This is a genomic window from Streptomyces rubellomurinus (assembly GCF_000961885.1).
In the GTDB taxonomy this organism is placed as follows: Bacteria; Actinomycetota; Actinomycetes; order Streptomycetales; family Streptomycetaceae; genus Kitasatospora; species Kitasatospora rubellomurina.
This window is the reverse complement of record NZ_JZKH01000017.1, coordinates 91976-109446: the sequence shown is the minus strand read 5'-3', so window position 1 is coordinate 109446 and position 17471 is coordinate 91976. Positions and strand designations below refer to the sequence as shown.

Genomic DNA, 17471 nt, shown 5'->3' with positions numbered 1-17471 from the left:
TCGGCGACCCGGGTGTGCACCTTGAGGATCGTCTGCGCGACGCTCAGCTCGTACTCGCGCGGCTTCAGCTCGTAGTCCACGAAGGCGCCGGGCAGCTCGACCTCGCCCTCGTGGCCCGCCGACAGGTCGATGTCCGCCTCGCCGTGCGCGTTCTGCGCCTGCGCGGCGTCGGCCGCGAAGCCCAGCAGGTGCTCGCGCAGCTCCGCGGAGCGGTCGGTGAGCTCCTGGAACTGCGACCACGGCAGCGCCATCGCCACGCCCGCCGTCGCCGCCCGCACCGTGTACGGCCAGTTGCCGGACGCCTCGGTCAACGCCTCGTCGCCGATGTGGTCGCCATCGGCCAGGGTGCCGACCACCGTCTCCTCGCCGTACTTGCCGGTGCCGAGGCGCTCGACCTTGCCGTGCGCGATCAGGAACACCTCGCTGATCGGCTCGCCCTCGCGCACCAGCAGGTCGCCCGGGGCGAAGTCCCGCTGCACGAACCGGCGGGCCAGCTCCTCCAGCACCGCCTCGTCCCCGAAACCGCGCAGCGCGGGCACCTCGGTCAGCGACGGGGCGATCACGCTCACCGAGGTGCCGGTCTTGGCGAAGCCCACCCGGCCGCGCCCGGTGGCGTAGCTGAGCCGCCGGTTGACCCGGTACGTCCCCGCGCTGACCTGCACCCAGGGCAGCATCTTGAGCAGCCAACGGGAGGTGATCTCCTGCATCTGCGGCGCCGACTTGGTCGTCGTCGCCAGGTTCCGCGCCGCCGCCGTGCTGAGGCTCAGCTGCGCCCGCACCTGCACCAGCGCCGCCGCGCCGCCGGCCGGGCCGGACTCGGTGTCGACCGTCATGTCCTTCATCTCCCGTCACTCGGTTCCCGTACTCGGGCATCCGTCAGGAGATGTAATCGGCCGATGCGGTGGCGCCCGCAAGAGGCGCACGACGTACTCCTTCCTGCACGAACCGCCGTACGCGCCCCTTCGCCCGCTCCCGCACCGCCCGTACGGGTGGCCGGTTCTCGTCGGGCGGCACCGTCAGGGGTGAAAAACCGGATGAGATATGACGCGGACCGGGCCTACCCTCACCGCGATGGCCGAGAACCGACATGACGACAAGACCGCCGGGCGCGGGCGCCGCTCCACGGTCCGCTCGCTGCTGCGCCTGTGGCCCTACGCGCGGGCCGTCCGCGGCCGGCTGGCCGTCTCGGCCACCGCCGCGACCCTCGGCATGCTCACCACCCTCGCCGTCCCGGTGGTGCTCGGCCGGATCGTCGACGGCCCGGTCGCCGACCACGACTCCGGCGCACTGTGGCCGCTGGTCGGCCTGGTGCTCGCCCTCGGCCTGATCGAGGCCGGGCTGTTCTACACCCGCCGGGTGGTGCTGTCCCGCCCGCTCGCCGACCTCGAAGCGCGGATGCGGGCCGACCTCTTCGGCAAGCTCCAGCGCCTCCCGGTCGCCTTCCACGACCGCTGGGGCTCCGGCCAGTTGCTCAGCCGGGCCGGGTCCGACCTCTACGTCATCCGGCTGTTCCTGGCCTTCGCCCTGGTCTTCCTGGTCGTCAACTCGCTGACCTTCCTGGCCGGCGCCGCGGTGATGTTCAGCCTGGACTGGCGGCTCGCCCTGATCTTCCTGGCCCCCGCCGTCCCGCTGCTCCTGATCACCCGCCGCTTCGAGGGCCGCTACTCCGACGCCTCCCGGCGCGCCCAGGACCAGAACGGCGACCTCGCCACCGTGGTCGAGGAGTCCGTGCTCGGCATCCGCATCCTCAAGGCCTTCGGCCGGCACCGCTCGATGGCCGACCGCTTCCGGGAGCAGTCCCGCGAACTGCGCCGCACCGAGCTGCGCAAGGCCCACCTGCTCGCCAACCTGTGGTCCGTCGTCACCGGCCTGCCCGAACTCGCCGTCTGCTGCGCCCTCGCGGTCGGCTCCTACCTCGTCGCCCACGACCAGCTGAGCGCGGGCGACCTGGTCACCTTCCTGTCCACCGCGCTCGCGCTGCGCTTCCCGGTCGAGTCGCTGGGCTGGCTGCTCGCCTACGCCAACGAGGCCTCCACCGCCGCCGACCGCGTCTTCGAGGTGCTGGACACCCCCGAGGCCGACGACCCGGGCACCCGCGCCGACCTCGGCACCGAACCGGACGGCATCCGCCTCACCGGCGTCCGCTTCCGCTACCCCGACGCCCCCGAGGACAGCCCCGACCTGCTGGCCGGCGTCGACCTGCACATCCGCAGCGGCGAGACGATGGCCCTGGTCGGCGCCACCGGCAGCGGCAAGACCACCCTCACCGCGCTGCTCCCCCGACTGTACGAGCCCACCGCCGGCACCATCACCCTGGACGGCCGGGACATCCGCGAGCTGCCCCGGCAGCGGCTGCGCGAGCTGGTCGCCGTCGCCTTCGAGGAGCCCACCCTGTTCTCCGCGACCGTCCGGGAGAACGTCCTGATGGGCGCCCCCGACGCGAGCGAGGCGCAGCTGCGCTCGGCCCTCGCCACCGCCCAGGCCGGCTTCGTCGACCGACTCCCCGAGGGGGCCGGGACGGAGGTCGGCGAGCAGGGCCTGAGCCTGTCCGGCGGGCAGCGCCAGCGGCTCGCGCTGGCCCGCGCCGTGGTCGGCGACCCGGCGTTCCTGGTCCTGGACGACCCGCTGTCCGCGCTGGACGTGCACACCGAGGCGCTGGTCGAACGGGCGCTGCGCGAGGTGCTGGGCTCCACCACCGCCCTGGTGGTCGCCCACCGCCCCAGCACCGTGCTGCTGGCCGACCGGGTCGCGGTGCTGGCGGACGGCCGGATCGAGGCGGTCGGCACCCACCAGGAGCTGCTGCGCGACTGCCCGCACTACCGCGAACTGATGTCGGGCGAGGCCGCCCCCGTCCCCGAGGGGAGCAGCGCCCGATGACCACCACCACCGAGCCGGTCGACGAGCTCGAACCGGTCGAGGAGGAACTGCTCCCGCCCCCGGCCGACGAGGAGGACATCCCCGTCCCGCCCGGCGCGCCGCGGGCGCTGCTGCGCTCCCTGCTCGGCCCGCACCGGGGCCGGATCGCCGTCGCGATGACGGTGATCCTGCTCCAGCAGGCCGCGTTGCAGTCCGGGCCGCTGCTGGTGGCCGTCGCGATGGACCGGGGCATCCCGGCGCTGCGCGAGCACGACGCCGGCCCGCTGATCGCGGTGATGGCCGCCTACCTGTGCTGCGCGCTGCTCGGCCCGGTGCTGGAGTGGGCGTTCGTCAAGATCAGCTCCCGGATCAACCAGGACGTGCTGCTGGACCTGCGCGGCCGGATCTTCCGGCACGCCCAGCGGCTCAGTCTGGACTTCCACGAGCGCTACACCTCGGGCCGGATCATCTCCCGCGCCACCAGCGACATCGACGCGCTGCGCGAGCTGCTGTCCGAGGGGCTGCAGGAGCTGCTGCTCGTCGTCCTGTCGACCTGCTACATCTCGGTGCTGCTGCTGGTGCTGGACTGGCGGCTCGGCCTGGTCTCGCTGGCGTCCCTGCTACCGCTGGCGCTGATCGCCCGCTCGTTCCGCAACCGCTCGATCCGGGTCTACCGCCGCTCCCGCACGTCCGCCGCCTCGATGATCGTCCGCTTCACCGAGACCATGAACGGCATCCGCCCGGTGCAGGCGTTCCGCCGCGAGAAGGCCAACGACGCCGCCTACGCGGTGGTCAACCGGACGGCCGCGACCACGACCGCGGACGGCCTGCTGGAGATCGCCCGGTACGTCGGCCTCTCCCGGGTCACCGCCAACCTGTGGATCACCGGCGTGGTGCTGCTCGGCGCCCAGCTGGTGATGCACGACGCGCTGGAGCTGGGCGTGCTCACCGCCGTCGTGCTCTACCTGCGCCGGCTGCACGACCCGATCGACCAGCTGGCGATGTTCCTGAACGGCTACCAGTCGGCGGCCGCCGCCCTGGAGAAGATCGCCGGCCTGCTCGCCCACGAGCCGACCGTCACCGAGCCGGCCGAGCCCCGGGAGCTGCCGGCCCTCCCGGCGAGCGGGCGAGTGGCGGCCGGGGGGCGCGAAGTGCGCTTCGAGCGGACGCGGTTCGCCTACCGCACCGGCAAGGAGGTGCTGCCGCCCTTCGACCTGGTGATCCCGGCCGGGCAGACCGTCGCGGTGGTCGGTGCGACGGGCGCGGGCAAGTCGACGGTCGCCAAGCTGCTGGCCCGGTTCTACGACCCGACCGGCGGCCGGGTCCGGCTGGACGGCGTGGACCTGCGCGAGCTCGCCACGCCGGAGCTGCGGCGCGGGGTGGTGATGGTGACCCAGGAGTCGTTCCTGTTCTCCGGCACCGTCGCCGAGAACATCGCGATCGGCCGCCCCGCCGCGACCCGCGAGGAGGTCGAGCGGGCCGCCCGGGACATCGGCGCGTACGAGTTCATCGCCGCGCTGCCGGACGGCTTCGACACCGACGTGCGCAAGCGCGGCGGCCGGATCTCCGCCGGGCAGCGCCAGCTGGTCGCCTTCGCCCGCGCCCTGCTGGCCGACCCGGCGGTGCTGATCCTGGACGAGGCGACCAGCTCGCTGGACGTCCCCGGCGAGCAGGCCGTCCAGCGGGCGATGCGCACGGTGCTGGCCGGCCGGACGGCGGTGATCATCGCGCACCGGCTCTCCACCGTGGAGATCGCCGACCGCGTCCTGGTGATGGACCAGGGCCGGATCGTCGAGGACGGCTCCCCGCAGGAGCTGATCGACGGCACCGGCCGCTTCGCCACCCTGCACCGCGCCTGGCGGGACAGTCTCGTCTGACGCGGGCCATGGTTCAGCCCGGCCGGGTGCGCCGTCACGCACCCGGCCGGGCCGCTTTGTCCGGGGGGTGGTTCAGTCCACCGTCACCGCGTAGTCGGCGTGCCAGTCCGGCGACGGGCAGTCCTCCACGGCGGCCACCACGTCGATCGTCCCGCCGGGGAGCACCTGCCCGGCCGTCGTCGCCGGGTCGATCACCACGGCCGGGTCGATGAAGATCGCGTCCTTGTAGCGCGGCCCGCTGGGGTAGCTGCAGTCCAGCGTGCGCGGCGAGGTCGAGGTGCAGCGGTACGGCGGCGGGTCGGCGAGCACGGTCCCCTCGGGCACGGTGATCCGCACCTCGATCGGCTGCCGCGAGTAGGACGGCCCGGTGTTGAACACCCACAGCGGCAGGTGGACGGTCGCGCCGGGCTTGCCGGTGAGGTCGCCGGGCTGCGGGTCGGGGCGGCCGTCGCCCGTGATCGCGGAGGAGGCGCCGACCGTGAAGTGCGCCTTGGTGTCGGCGGTGGTGAAGCTGTACGGCGTGGTGTGGCCGGACTGGTCCGGGTCGCCCGGGTAGAAGGCCTGGACGTCGCCGTCGATCGTGATGAACGGCGAGGTGATCGGCGCGACGCGCAGGGCCAGCTTCTCCACCGAGGCGGCGCCCGGCGCCAGGCCGGCCGGGATCTTGTAGGAGCTGCCGGTGCCGAAGTAGGTCAGGGTGACCGGCGGGTCGGCGGACTGGACCACGCCGGGCGACGGGAAGTGCACGACCACCAGGGTCTCGTCGGTGGTGGTCGACGGGCCGTTGTTGGTGATCCTCACTTCGAGCGTGCCGCTCTCCCCGGGGACGACCGGGCCCGGCGGCGAAAGCTCGACCGAGATCCGCGCCTCGGCGGGCGGTGCGGCCTGGGGGTGGGCGGCGGCCTGCGCCGGTGCCGCGAGGAGGACTACGGAGAGCGCGGCGAGGGCGACCGCGCGCAGGGTTCGCATCATGCTGCCCACGCTCCCGCCGGCCCGCACACCGGGCAACCGGACGGCTGCCGTCCGTAGTACTCGGTCGGAGTACCACGAACGGCAGCGCGGACGACCGTGCCTGGCGCGGAGGATCAGCGCAGCAGCCCGGCGTCCATCCCGGCCGACTCGGCGGGCAGGGCGACCAGCCCCAGCTCGGCCGGCGAGGCCAGCCGGGGGTGCGCGGGCAGCACCCGGACGGTGTAGCCGAACGGGCCGGTCCGGGCCAGCTCCAGCGAGCCCTCGTAGCGGGTCCGCCCGTCCAGGTCGGGCCCGCCGACCGGCTTGAGGGCGAGCACGGCGGCGTCCGAGATGCCGTCCGTCTCGTCCACCCGCCCGGAGACGGCCTGCACCTCGACGTCGCCCGGCTCCAGCGCCCCGAGCGCGACCTGCACCCGCAGCTCCAGTGCGCTGCCCAGCTCCTGGGCCTCGCCCGGGCCCTCCGCCTGGACGTGCTCGACCCGCACGGCCGGCCAGGCCGCCCGGACCTTGGCCTTCCAGGCCGCCAGCTCCCGCGCGCCGCGGTGGCCGCCCGCGGCGAGCTCCCGCTGGGCCAGCGCCGCCGGGGCGTACAGCCGGTCCACGTACTCGCGGACCATCCGGCCGGCCAGCACCTTGGGCCCGAGGGTGACCAGGGTGTGCCGGACCATGGCGATCCAGCGGTGCGGCAGCCCGTCGCCGGCCCGGTCGTAGAACCGGGCGGCGACCTGCTCCTCGATCAGGTCGTAGAGCGCGGCGGCCTCGATGTCGTCGCGCCGCTCGGCCTCGCCGCTGTCCGGGTCGAGCACGCCGGCGCCCTCGTCGGCGGTGGGGATCGCCCAGCCGTTCTGGCCGTCGTACCACTCGTCCCACCAGCCGTCCAGGACGGACAGGTTGAGGCAGCCGTTCAGCGCGGCCTTCATCCCGGAGGTGCCGCAGGCCTCCAGCGGACGCAGCGGGTTGTTCAGCCAGACGTCGCAGCCCGGGTAGAGGTGCCGGGCCATGTCCATGTCGTAGTCCGGCAGGAAGACGATCCGGTGCCGCACGGCCGGGTCGTCGGCGAAGGCGACCATCTGCTGGATCAGCCGCTTGCCGCCGTCGTCGGCCGGGTGGGCCTTCCCGGCGACCACGATCTGCACCGGTCGGGTGGGGTGCAGCAGCAGGCCGCGCAGCCGGTCCGGGTCGCGCAGCATCAGGGTGAGCCGCTTGTAGGAGGGCACCCGGCGGGCGAAGCCGATGGTGAGCACGTCCGGGTCGAGCACCGAGGAGACCCAGCCGAGTTCGGCCTCGCCGGCGCCGCGCTGGCGCCAGGAGGCGCGCAGCCGGTGCCGGGCCTCGTCGACGAGTTGGGCGCGCAGGCTGCGGCGCAGGTCCCAGATCTCGGTGTTGCCGATCCGCTCCAGGCCGGTCCAGCGCCGGGTCTCGCCGGTGGTCATCGCCTCCTCGGCGCGGTCGGCGCCGATCTCGGCGGCGCCCAGCCGGACGACGGCCGGGTCGATCCAGGTGGCGGCGTGCACGCCGTTGGTGACGGAGGTGATCGGTACCTCGGCGGCGTCGAAGCCGGGCCACAGGCCGTTGAACATGGCTCGGCTGACCTCGCCGTGCAGGGTGGAGACCCCGTTGGCGCGCTGGGCGAGCCGCAGGCCCATGGCGGCCATGTTGAACAGCTTCGGGTCGCCGCCGGGCCAGGTCTCGGCGCCGAGCGCGAGCACCTGGTCGGCCGGGACGCCGGGCAGGGCGGCGTCGCCGCCGAAGTGGCGGGCGACCAGCTCGCGGTCGAAGCGGTCGATGCCGGCCGGGACGGGGGTGTGGGTGGTGAACAGGGTGCCGGCCCGGACGGCCTCCAGGGCGGCGGCGAAGTCGGGCCCCTCGGCGTCGCGGCCGGCGGCTTCGGCCTCGCGGCCGGCGGCCCGGTCGGCGCTCTGCTCGGCGCACCGGTCGGCGCACCGGTCGGCGACGAGTTCGCGGATCCGCTCGATGCCGAGGAAGCCGGCGTGGCCCTCGTTGGTGTGGAAGACCTCGGGGGCGGGGTGCCCGGTGAGCCGGCAGTAGGCGCGCACGGCCCGGACGCCGCCGATGCCGAGCAGCATCTCCTGGAGCAGCCGGTGCTCGCTGCCGCCGCCGTACAGCCGGTCGGTGACGTCCCGTTCGGCGGGCGAGTTGGCCTCGATGTCGGAGTCGAGCAGCAGCAGCGGGACGCGGCCGACCTGGGCCTTCCAGATCCGGGCGGCCAGGGTGCGGCCACCGGGCAGGGCGAGGTCGACCCGGCTGGGCGTGCCGTCCGGCTCGCGGAGCAGGCTGACGGCGAGCTCGTCCGGGTCGAGCAGCGGGTAGCGCTCCTGCTGCCAGCCGTCCCGGTTCAGGGACTGCCGGAAGTAGCCGTGGCGGTAGAACAGGCCGACGCCGATGAGCGGGACGCCGAGGTCGCTGGCCGCCTTGAGGTGGTCGCCGGCCAGGATGCCGAGCCCGCCGGAGTACTGCGGCAGCGCGGCGGCGATGCCGTACTCGGGGGAGAAGTAGGCGATCGCGGCGGGCGGCGGGGTCGGGCCGTCCTCGGCCCGGGACTGGTACCAGCGCGGGCCGGTCAGGTACTCCTGCAGGTCGTCGGCGAGGTCGCCGAGTCTGCGGAGGAAGCGCCGGTCGGCGGCGAGCGCGGCGAGCCGGGCGGCCGGGACCTCCCCGAGCAGCCGCACCGGGTCCTCGCCGGTCGCGGCCCAGACCTCCGGGTCCACGGACCGGAAGAGGTCCCTGGTCTCGGGGTGCCAGGACCAGCGCAGATTGAGGGCCAGCTCGTGCAGCGGCTGGAGTTGTTCGGGCAGGACGGTGCGGACGGTGAATCTGCGGATTGCCTTCACGGCGTGAAGCGTAGCCCCGACGGCCGTCATGGCAGTGCGTCAAGCGGGCTATTGGGCATCCGTTCGGCCTATTGATGAGATCGCATTCGGCGCATCGATCCGTACGGGGGGCGCACGAGGCGCACATTTCCGGGAGGCGCGCTACCAATGCGTGAACTCTTCGGTACGGATCCATTTCCGATGGTGCGTCCGCCCGGGGCGATGCCCGAAACTCCTGTCGTACTGCTGCAAAAACCTTGTCCCCGGTGCGAGGATGACCGAAGGTCGTTGATGCCGTGGGGAGTGCGGCGACGGGTGGCGTCCCCCTCAGGCAGCACGTCCGGAACCCTTTTCGTGTCGGTCGTTCCCCTTCTTCCTTAGCCCATTCGGCGTTCGCCGCGCACCGGTGCGTGTCCTCGTGCCCGGCCTGCTCGTTCACGGGTGGACCGGATCGCCCAGGGGCGCGCCACCGGGCGACGTGCGCCCGGGACGCGCGCGGCTCCGGGGCGTCCCGCAGCCGGCTCGGCGGGCACCGGGCAGGTTGTTCGGGGACAGCGGCACGGACAGGTCATCCGGTCGCACGTCCTCCCCCACCCAGCAGTCCTCCCGGTAGTCCTCCCTGCCCGGCCCCGGGCGGCGGGGGTTGCCGCCGACCTCGGGCAGGAGCTTGGCATGCACGGCGACACGCGGGACCAGTCCACACCGGTGGCCGACGATCTCGACGCAGCGGTCGCGACGTCCGCCGGACGGACGGATCCTGACCCTCGGACGGATCCGGCGATGCCGGCGCCCCGGGCGGCCGGGGCGGTCCGCACCGAGCCGGCCGAGGCGGCCCCGCGACCCGGGGCCGAGCCGGGCCGGACGGCACCCCCGCGCCGGCGCACCACCACCACGCGCCGCACCGCCGCGACGGCCGCCGGGGCCGAGCCTCCCGCCGGGAAGACCCCCGCCGCGAAGACCCCCGCCGGGAAGACCCCTGCCGGGAAGGCCGCGCCGGCCCGCAAGGCGCCCGCCCGCAAACCCGCCGCCCGCAAGACGACAGAGAGCGACACCGTGATCGGCCGCATCCCCGTCCTGGACGTCAGCCCCCTCGTCGACTCCGGCCGCCGCCCCGCCAAGGCCGTCGTCGGCGAGACCTTCCTGGTCACCGCGACCGTCTTCCGGGAGGGCCACGACGCCGTCAACGCCAACGTGGTGCTGCGCGACCCGCGCGGCCGCAGCGGCCCGTGGACGCCGATGCGCGAGCTGGCCGAGGGCACCGACCGCTGGGGCGCGTACGTCACCCCGACCGCGCCCGGCCGCTGGTCGTACGCCGTCGAGGCGTGGAGCGACCCGGTCGCCACCTGGCGCAAGGCCGCGGCGGTCAAGCTGCCCGCCGGGATCGACACCGCGCTGGTGCTGGAGGAGGGCGCCCGGCTGCTGGAGCGGGCCGCCGCCGGGGTGCCGAAGAAGGAGGGCCGGGCGCACGTGCTGGCCGCCGCCGACGCGCTGCGCGACCCGGGCCTGCCGCCGCTGTCCCGGCTGGCCGCCGCGCTCGCCCCCGAGGTGCTGGAGCTGCTGGCCCGCTACCCGCTGCGCGAGCTGGTCAGCGCCTCCCGTCCGCTGCCGCTGCAGGTGGACCGCGAGCGCGCGCTGTTCGGCTCCTGGTACGAGTTCTTCCCGCGCTCCGAGGGCGCCGTGGTCGATCCGAGCGGGGTCGAGCCGCCGCGTTCGGGGACGCTGCGCACGGCGGCCGAGCGGCTGCCGGCCGTCGCCGCGATGGGCTTCGACGTGGTCTACCTGCCGCCGGTGCACCCGATCGGGCGGGCCTACCGCAAGGGCCCGGACAACGCCCTGACGGCCGGTCCGCACGACGTCGGCTCGCCCTGGGCGATCGGCTCCCCCGAGGGCGGCCACGACGCCGTCCACCCGGACCTCGGCACCATCGAGGACTTCGACCACTTCGTCGCCGAGGCGCAGGCGCTGCACCTGGAGGTGGCGCTCGACTTCGCCCTCCAGTGCTCGCCCGACCACCCGTGGGTGAACAAGCATCCGGAATGGTTCAGCCACCGCGCGGACGGCACCATCGCGTACGCCGAGAACCCGCCGAAGAAGTACCAGGACATTTATCCGATCAACTTCGACCAGGACATGGACGGAATCGTCAAGGAAACGCTCCGAATCCTGCGGTTCTGGATGGCCCACGGCGTGCGGATCTTCCGGGTCGACAACCCGCACACCAAGCCGGTGCTGTTCTGGGAGAAGGTGCTCGCCGACATCGCCCGCACCGACCCCGACGTGGTGTTCCTGGCCGAGGCCTTCACCCGCCCCGCGATGGTCCACGCGCTCGGGAAGATCGGATTCCACCAGTCGTACACGTACTTCACCTGGCGCACCACCAAGAACGAACTCACCGAGTACCTCACCGAACTCACCGGCGACGCGGCCGCCTACATGCGCCCCAACTTCTTCGCCAACACCCCCGACATCCTGCACGCCTACCTCCAGCACGGCGGCCGGGCCGCCTTCGCCGTCCGCGCCGTCCTCGCCGCCACCCTCTCCCCCAGCTACGGCGTCTACGCCGGCTACGAGCTGTGCGAGAACGAGCCGGCCCACCCGGGCTCCGAGGAGTACCTGCACTCGGAGAAGTACGAGCTGCGCCCGCGCGACTGGAACCGCACCGACACCCTGGCCCCGCTGCTGACCGTGCTGAACCGGCTGCGCCGCCGTCACCCCGCCCTGCGGCAGCTGCGCGACCTGCGCTTCCACCCCACCGACAACGACCAGGTGATCGCCTACTCCAAGACCGCGACCACCGAGGACGGACTCACCGACCAGGTCGTCACCGTGGTGAACCTCGACCCGCACCACGTGCAGGAGGCCACCGTCACCCTGGACGGCGACGGGCCCTTCCCGGTGCAGGACGAGCTGACCGGCGCCGCCTACACCTGGGGCCGGCACAACTACGTCCGGCTCGATCCCTCAGCCGAGCCGGCTCACCTCCTCACGGTTCGGAGGAACCCAGCGTGACAGTGAACGAGCCCGTCCCCGACACCTTCCCCGAGACCTCGAAGAAGAACCTGGACCCGGAGTGGTTCAAACGTGCGGTCTTCTACGAGGTGCTGGTGCGGTCCTTCCAGGACAGCAACGGCGACGGGATCGGGGACCTCAAGGGGCTCACGGCCAAGCTCGACTACCTGCAGTGGCTCGGCGTCGACTGCCTCTGGCTCCCGCCCTTCTTCGCCTCACCCCTGCGCGACGGCGGGTACGACGTGGCCGACTACAAGTCGGTGCTGCCCGAGTTCGGCGACCTCGCCGACTTCATGGAGTTCGTCGACGCCGCCCACGCCCGCGGCATGCGCGTCATCATCGACTTCGTCATGAACCACACCAGCGACCAGCACCCGTGGTTCCAGGCCTCCCGCTCCGACCCGGACGGGCCCTACGGCGACTTCTACATGTGGGCCGACGACGACAAGCAGTACCCCGACGCCCGGATCATCTTCGTCGACACCGAGACCTCCAACTGGACCTACGACCCGGTCCGCAAGCAGTACTACTGGCACCGGTTCTTCTCGCACCAGCCGGACCTCAACTACGACAACCCGCGCGTCCAGGACGAGATGATCGCCGGGCTCCGGTTCTGGCTCGACCTCGGCATCGACGGGTTCCGGCTGGACGCGGTGCCGTACCTGTTCGCCCGCGAGGGCACCAACTGCGAGAACCTGCCGGAGACCCACGAGTTCCTCCAGCGGGTCCGCAAGGAGATCGACGCCGACTACCCGGACACCGTCCTGCTCGCCGAGGCCAACCAGTGGCCGGAGGACGTCGTCGACTACTTCGGCGACTTCGCGGCCGGCGGCGACGAGTGCCACATGGCGTTCCACTTCCCGGTGATGCCGCGGATCTTCATGGCGGTGCGGCGCGAGTCCCGCTACCCGGTCTCGGAGATCCTGGCCAAGACCCCGGCGATCCCGGGCGGCTGCCAGTGGGGCATCTTCCTGCGCAACCACGACGAGCTGACCCTGGAGATGGTCACCGACGAGGAGCGCGACTACATGTACGCGGAGTACGCCAAGGACCCGCGGATGCGCGCCAACGTGGGCATCCGGCGCCGGCTCGCCCCGCTGCTGGAGAACGACCGCAACCAGATCGAGCTGTTCACCGCCCTCCTCCTCTCCCTGCCCGGCTCCCCGGTGCTCTACTACGGGGACGAGATCGGCATGGGCGACAACATCTGGCTCGGCGACCGGGACGGCGTGCGCACGCCGATGCAGTGGACCCCGGACCGCAACGCGGGTTTCTCCTCCGCCGACCCGGGCAGGCTCAGTCTGCCGCCCATCATGGACCCGGTGTACGGCTACCAGGTGACCAACGTCGAGGCGCAGCAGAGCAGTTCGAGTTCGCTGCTGCACTGGACGCGTCGCATGATCGAGATCCGCAAGCTCAACCCGGCGTTCGGCCTCGGCAGCTACACCGAGCTGCCGTCCAGCAACCCGGCCGTGCTGGCCTTCGTGCGCGAGCACGAGGGCGACCTGGTCATGTGCGTGAACAACTTCTCGCGGTTCGCGCAGCCGACCGAACTCGACCTGCGGCAGTACGGCGGGCGCTACCCGGTCGAACTGATCGGCGGGGTGCGCTTCCCGTCGATCGGCGAGTGGCCGTACCTGCTCACCCTCGCCGGACACGGCTTCTACTGGTTCCAGCTCCGGCAACCCCCGCGCCTGAGCGGCAGCAGGCGCCCGAAGTAACGATCCACCGCACCCGACTGCGGACCGGACGGCACCACCAGACCCTCCGGGGGCGCGAGTTGAACCCCGCGCCCCCGGAGTTCGCCGCACCACCGTGTACGACACCGCGTACGGAGAACAGCCCAACGGCCACCCACACGAAGGCGTGACACCCGAGCCGCGCTCGCGTGCCGCGACCTCCGCGCCGTCGAAATCCGGAAGACTGACGGACCCGGCCACGACCCGTCGGGCCGTCCGCGTGCTTCCGGGGAAAGGGAGTCATGTCCGAAACCTCCCGCTCGCAAGCCCATGTGCAGCACGACCCGCCGGCGGGCCCGCGCGGCGCCGGGGCCCGGAGAACCGCCCTGGGGGTCAGCGAACTCGTCCAGGCGGCGCTGCCGCTGATCGCCGAGTGGCTCCCCACCCAGCGCTGGTACGCCGGGAAGGGCCGGCCGATCACCGGCCTCACCCCCGTCGTCGGCACCCCGCTGCAGGTCGGCGACCCAGCCCTGCTGCACCTGCTGCTGCGGGTCGACCACGCCACCCCGGCCGGCCTCCCCCACGGCGACATCTACCAGCTGCTGCTCGGCATCCGCTCCGGCGGCCCGGCCGGCATCGAGCCCAGCGCCGTCCTCGGCCGGCTCAGCCAGGGCCCGTACGACGGCGCCGCCCTCTACGACGCGGTGCACGACCCCGACCTCACCGGGCGGCTGCTCGAACACCTCGCCACCGGCGACCGGTTCGGCTCCCTCTCCTTCCGCCGCACCCCCGGCTCCGGGCTGCCCACCAACCTCCCCGGCCGCGCCTCCACCGCCGAGCAGTCCAACAGCTCGGTCATCTACGGCACCTCGTACATCCTCAAGCTGTTCCGCCGCATCCACCCCGGCACCAACCCCGACCTCGAACTCTCGCTCGCCCTCTCCCGGGCCGGCTCCACCCGCATCCCCCGGGTCGCCGCCTGGTTCGAGAGCCGGATGGAACGCGCCGAACCCGCCACCCTCGGCCTCCTCCAGCGCTACCTGCCCGACGCCGAGGACGGCTGGGAGCTCGCCCTCGACCAGGTCGGCCGGCTCAAGGGCGACCCCTCCCCCGGCAACTTCGCCATCGAGGCGCACCGGCTCGGCCGGGCCACCGCCGAGGTGCACCGGGTGCTCGCCCGCTCCATGCCCGTCGCCCGGCTCGACCGCGCCCAGACCCGGATGCTCGCCACCGCCATGGCCGACCGGCTGGACAGCGCCGTCGCCGCCGTCCCCGGCCTGCTGCGCTTCCGCGCCGCGCTGCGCAGCGCCTTCCAGCAGCTCGCCGACGCCCACCCGGACGGCCTGCCCGTCCAGCGCATCCACGGCGACCTGCACCTCGGGCAGGCCATGCGCACCCCGCACGGCTGGGTGCTGCTCGACTTCGAGGGCGAGCCCGCCAAGTCCGTCAACGAGCGCCGCGAGCCGCAGCCCGCGCTGCGCGACGTCGCCGCGATGCTGCGCTCCTTCGACTACGCGGCCGCCCACCTCCTCGCCGGCGGCCCGGTCGACCCCGAGCTGGCCCACCTCGCCGCCGCCTGGGCCCAGCGCAACCGCACCGCCTTCTGCGCCGGCTACACCGCCGGCGGCGGCGCCGACCCGGCCGCCTCGCCGGAGCTGATGCGGGCGCTGGAGATCGACAAGGCGGTCTACGAGGTGGTGTACGAGGCCCGGCACCGGCCCAGCTGGCTGCCGATCCCGCTGGCCGCGATCAACCGGCTCGCCCTCACCGTCTGATCCCGCCCGCCCCACGCCTGTCCCGCACCGCCCGCAGGAGTTCGCCCACCCCCGCCGCAGGAGGACCACGCCGTGACGCCGCCCGACCCGACCGGCCGCCCCACCCGCCCCGTACCGGCCACCTTCCTGGCCGGTACGGACACTCCCGGAGCGGCCCGTCCCGGGCCCGCGCCCAAGGCGCCCGTCCGGGCCGAACGGGCCGTCCGGGCCGAGCGGCCGCAGGACCCGCCGGAGGCTCTGCCGGCGGCCGTACGGCTGCCCGAGGCACCGCTGCCGCCCGCCGAGGTCGACCGGCTGGTCGGCGGGCAGCACCACGACCCGCACGCGCTGCTCGGCGCGCACCCGGTGCACGGCGGCACGGCGATCCGGGTGCTGCGCCCGCTCGCCGAGCGGGTGGTCGTCGAGACCGCCCAGGGGCCGGCCGAACTCACCCACCAGCAGGGCGGGTTGTTCACCGGGCTGGTGGCCGGCGGCGAACGCCCCGACTACACCCTGCTGGTGACGTACCCCGGCGGCGAGCCGCTGCGCCAGCAGGACGGCTACCGCACCCCGCCGACCCTCGGCGAGCTCGACCTGCACCTGATCTCCGAGGGCCGGCACGAGCAGCTGTGGCGGGCACTCGGCTCGCACGTGCGCACCGTCGACGGCGTCACCGGGACCGCCTTCGCCGTCTGGGCGCCGAACGCGGTCGGGGTCCGGCTGATCGGCGACTTCAACCACTGGGACGGCACCGGCCACCCGATGCGCTCGCTCGGCTCCTCCGGCATCTGGGAGCTGTTCGTCCCCGGCCTCGCCGAGGGCACCACGTACAAGTACGAGATCCACACCCGGCAGGGCTGGGTGCTCGACAAGGCCGACCCGCTCGCCCGCGCCGCGCAGTGCCCGCCCGGCACCGCCTCGGTGGTCACCTCCTCCGACCACGTCTGGCAGGACGACGAGTGGATGGCCCGCCGGGCCCGCGCCGCACACCACCGCGCGCCCATGTCGGTGTACGAGCTGCACCTCGCCTCGTGGCGGCCCGAACTCACCACCTACCGCGCGATCGCCGAGGAACTGCCCGGCTACCTCAAGGAGTTGGGCTTCACCCACGTCGAGTTCATGCCGGTGATGGAGCACCCCTTCGGCGGCTCCTGGGGCTACCAGGTCTCCGGCTACTACGCCCCCACCGCCCGGCTCGGCAGCCCCGACGACTTCCGCCACCTGGTCGACACCCTGCACCGGCACGGCATCGGCGTCATCGTCGACTGGGTGCCCGCCCACTTCCCCAAGGACGCCTTCGCACTGGCCCGCTTCGACGGCGAGCCGCTGTACGAGCCCGCCGACCCGCTGCGCGCCGAGCACCCGGACTGGGGGACGCTGGAGTTCGACTACGGCCGCACGGAGGTGCGCAACTTCCTCGTCGCCAACGCCGTCTACTGGTGCGAGGAGTTCCACGTCGACGGCCTGCGGGTGGACGCCGTCGCCTCCATGCTCTACCTCGACTACTCCCGCGAGGGCGGCGCCTGGACGCCCAACCAGTACGGCGGCCGGGAGAACCTCGACGCCGCCGCCTTCCTGCAGGAGATGAACGCCACCGTCTACCGGCGCTGCCCCGGCGTGGTCACCATCGCCGAGGAGTCCACCGCCTGGGACGGCGTCACCCGCCCCACCGACGCGGGCGGCCTCGGCTTCGGGCTGAAGTGGAACATGGGCTGGATGCACGACTCGCTGGTCTACATGTCCAAGGAGCCCGTGCACCGCAAGTACCACCACAACGAGATCACCTTCTCGATGGTGTACGCCTACTCCGAGAACTACGTCCTGCCGATCTCGCACGACGAGGTGGTGCACGGCAAGCAGGCCCTGGTCTCCAAGATGCCCGGCGACTGGTGGCAGCAGCGCGCCAACCACCGCGCCTACCTGGGCTTCATGTGGGCCCACCCGGGCAAGCAACTGCTCTTCATGGGGCAGGAGTTCGCCCAGGGAGCGGAGTGGGACCACGAGCAGGGCCCGCAGTGGTGGGTGCTCGACGAGCAGTGGCCGGCCCACGAGGACCACCGGGGCGTGCGCCGCCTCGTCCGCGACCTCAACCGCCGCTACCTCGACACCCCCGCGCTCTGGGAGCTCGACACCACCCCGGAGGGCTTCCGCTGGCTCGACGGCGGCGCCGCCGAGGACAACCTGCTCACCTTCGTCCGCCACGCCGCGGACGGCTCCCCGCTCGTCGCGGTCTGCAACTTCTCCCCCGTCGTCCGGCACGGCCACCGCGTCGGCCTGCCCGCCCTGGACGGCCGCGAGCAGCTCTGGGAGGAGGTGCTGAACACCGACGCCGAGGCCTACGGCGGCAGCGGCATCGGCAACTCCCACCCCGTCAAGGCCGATCCGACTCCCTGGGACGGCCAGCCGCGCTCCGCCGAGCTCGTCCTCCCCCCGCTCGCCACCCTCTGGCTCCGCCCGGCCTGAGGCTCTAGGCTCCCCGCCTGGGACTGATCG

General features: G+C 73.3%; 9 protein-coding genes. 6 read left to right on the top strand and 3 right to left on the bottom strand.

Annotation, left to right across the window (positions count from 1 at the left end; all coding sequences use genetic code 11):
• Positions 1–833: cyclic nucleotide-binding domain-containing protein (locus VM95_RS11355; protein ID WP_045694964.1), on the bottom strand; the 833-nt coding region annotated here is incomplete at its 3' end.
• A 238-nt stretch (positions 834–1071) separates the two neighbouring features.
• On the opposite strand from VM95_RS11355, the gene VM95_RS11350 reads away from it, so the two are divergent.
• Entirely contained in the window at positions 1072–2877 is a 1806-nt protein-coding gene (locus VM95_RS11350; RefSeq protein ID WP_045694914.1) for an ABC transporter ATP-binding protein, read from the top strand.
• On the top strand, positions 2874–4733 hold the full coding sequence (locus VM95_RS11345) for an ABC transporter ATP-binding protein (RefSeq protein WP_045694910.1): 1860 nt from the start codon (positions 2874–2876) through the stop codon (positions 4731–4733). The genes VM95_RS11350 and VM95_RS11345 overlap by 4 nt, the downstream gene beginning before the upstream one ends.
• A 72-nt stretch (positions 4734–4805) precedes the next feature.
• On the opposite strand, the gene VM95_RS11340 is transcribed toward VM95_RS11345, so the two are convergent.
• Together VM95_RS11340 and glgP are read right to left on the bottom strand one after the other, a co-directional pair.
• Positions 4806–5705 (bottom strand): COG1361 family protein, encoded by a 900-nt coding sequence (locus tag VM95_RS11340; RefSeq protein WP_045694907.1) that lies wholly within the window; start codon positions 5703–5705, stop codon positions 4806–4808.
• Between the two features lie 113 nt (positions 5706–5818).
• Positions 5819–8557: an alpha-glucan family phosphorylase gene (gene glgP / locus VM95_RS11335; protein ID WP_045694903.1), complete on the bottom strand. Its 2739-nt coding sequence runs from the start codon at positions 8555–8557 to the stop codon at positions 5819–5821.
• A gap of 1032 nt (positions 8558–9589) precedes the next feature.
• Here glgP and VM95_RS11330 point away from each other — a divergent pair.
• From VM95_RS11330 to glgB, 4 genes are all read left to right on the top strand, one after another.
• Positions 9590–11545 carry an alpha-1,4-glucan--maltose-1-phosphate maltosyltransferase gene (locus tag VM95_RS11330; protein ID WP_045694961.1) on the top strand — a complete coding sequence of 652 codons (1956 nt, stop codon included), beginning with the start codon at positions 9590–9592 and terminating at the stop codon, positions 11543–11545.
• The gene (treS, locus tag VM95_RS11325) at positions 11542–13266 is read left to right on the top strand and encodes a maltose alpha-D-glucosyltransferase (protein WP_045694901.1); all 1725 of its coding nucleotides are present in this window, start codon (positions 11542–11544) and stop codon (positions 13264–13266) included. The genes VM95_RS11330 and treS overlap by 4 nt, the downstream gene beginning before the upstream one ends.
• 260 nt (positions 13267–13526) lie before the next feature.
• Complete coding sequence (locus VM95_RS11320; RefSeq protein WP_045694897.1) at positions 13527–14999, top strand: maltokinase N-terminal cap-like domain-containing protein; 1473 nt, start codon at positions 13527–13529, stop codon at positions 14997–14999.
• Positions 15000–15071: 72 nt separating this feature from the next.
• On the top strand, positions 15072–17441 hold the full coding sequence (glgB, locus tag VM95_RS11315; protein WP_078859788.1) for a 1,4-alpha-glucan branching enzyme: 2370 nt from the start codon (positions 15072–15074) through the stop codon (positions 17439–17441).
• Positions 17442–17471: the final 30 nt, after the last annotated feature.

What these genes read in the sequence shown, in the direction of transcription:
- VM95_RS11350 (WP_045694914.1), top strand. Translation starts at nt 1,072, where the DNA reads ATGGCCGAGAACCGACATGACGACAAGACCGCCGGGCGCGGGCGCCGC.
- VM95_RS11345 (WP_045694910.1), top strand. Translation starts at nt 2,874, where the DNA reads ATGACCACCACCACCGAGCCGGTCGACGAGCTCGAACCGGTCGAGGAG.
- VM95_RS11340 (WP_045694907.1), bottom strand. Translation starts at nt 5,705, where the DNA reads ATGATGCGAACCCTGCGCGCGGTCGCCCTCGCCGCGCTCTCCGTAGTC.
- VM95_RS11320 (WP_045694897.1), top strand. Translation starts at nt 13,527, where the DNA reads ATGTCCGAAACCTCCCGCTCGCAAGCCCATGTGCAGCACGACCCGCCG.